This is a genomic window from Rhodoferax sp. RT5P35 (genome assembly GCF_056521385.1).
This window is the reverse complement of record NZ_JBWMAX010000213.1, coordinates 1-1,221: the sequence shown is the minus strand read 5'-3', so window position 1 is coordinate 1,221 and position 1,221 is coordinate 1. Positions and strand designations below refer to the sequence as shown.

Sequence of the window (1,221 nt, the reverse complement as noted above, 5' to 3'; positions counted from 1 at the left end):
ACTGGTCGAACTGATGCAACTCAGCTTGTTGCGAGATGAACCCCAACAGACGGACATCACCATCCAGCCTGCCGGGCAGGGCCCCCGGCGCGTGCAGGTGCGCACGCAATTGACCGCCACCCAAGGCGGCATTGACAGCTTGTGTGTCATGTTCCTGAAAGATCAGCGCGAGATGGAAGCCCGTTTGCGCACCGAGAAACTGGCCAGCATGGGGCGCATGTCGGCCGCCGTGGCCCACGAGATACGCAACCCGCTGGCCGCCATCGCGCAAGCCAATGCCTTGCTGGATGAAGACCTCTCAGACCCCCGGCTCAAACAACTGACCCGCATGGTTGCGCAAAATGCCAAGCGGCTTGAAAAGATCGTGGAAGATATTTTGAACCTCTCCCGGGTGCAGCAGGACGACAATCCCGCCCCCGCAAACGGATTGCTGTTGAACGCGGCCATCAACATCATTTGCAACGACTGGCGCGACCAGACCGGCAGTGGACAGGTGCTCTCCGTCACACTGCCCGGCAAAGGCATCGAGGTGAGCTTTGAGCCGGAGCATTTGCGACGGATTCTGATCAACCTGCTTGACAATGCGCGCCGCTACGCGACTCAGCAGCCGGGAGCCATTCAAGTGCACGTGGGAACCACCCTGACCGGGCAAGGAACACTGAGCGTCTGGAGCGACGGCCAGCCGATGGATCAGTCGGTAGAGCGCCATTTGTTTGAACCCTTTTTCTCCTCCGAGAGCCGATCCAGCGGCTTGGGGCTCTATATCTGCCGTGAACTGTGCGAGGGGCACGGTGCCTCGGTCAACTATTTTCGGAAATGGCGGACCATGCGGGGTGATCCGGTCGAAGGCAATGAGTTTCAGGTGACCTTCCGCCTCAACCCCCTACCCAACAGCATGAACGTGAACAGCGACAGCACAACAGCAACATCATGGCCTCAAATTCAGCGTTGAACTCAACCCGCATCCTGGTGGTCGACGACGAGCCCGACTTGCGCACCCTGTACGAGTTGACGCTCCTGCGCGAGGGTTACCAGGTCGAAGCCGCCGAAAACCTGGCCGATGCGCTGCATCTGCTGGACGAGCACAGCTTTGACGTGGTCATCACCGACATGCGGCTGCCGGATGGCTTGGGCATTGAACTGCTCCGGCACGTCAAGACGGCGCAACGCCGCGAGCGTTGTGTGGTCATCACGGCTTACGGCTCGGCCGAAAACGCCGTG

Annotated in this window: 2 protein-coding genes; both read left to right on the top strand. The window is 60.2% G+C overall.

Annotated features, from left to right (window positions below; all coding sequences use genetic code 11):
* The coding region (locus AC097L_RS25065; RefSeq protein ID WP_479589421.1) for a sensor histidine kinase at positions 1-952 on the top strand (952 nt) is incomplete at its 5' end.
* Positions 931-1,221, top strand: a 291-nt coding sequence (locus AC097L_RS25060; protein WP_479589420.1) for a response regulator, incomplete at its 3' end; no start/stop codon positions are given. The genes AC097L_RS25065 and AC097L_RS25060, both read left to right, overlap by 22 nt.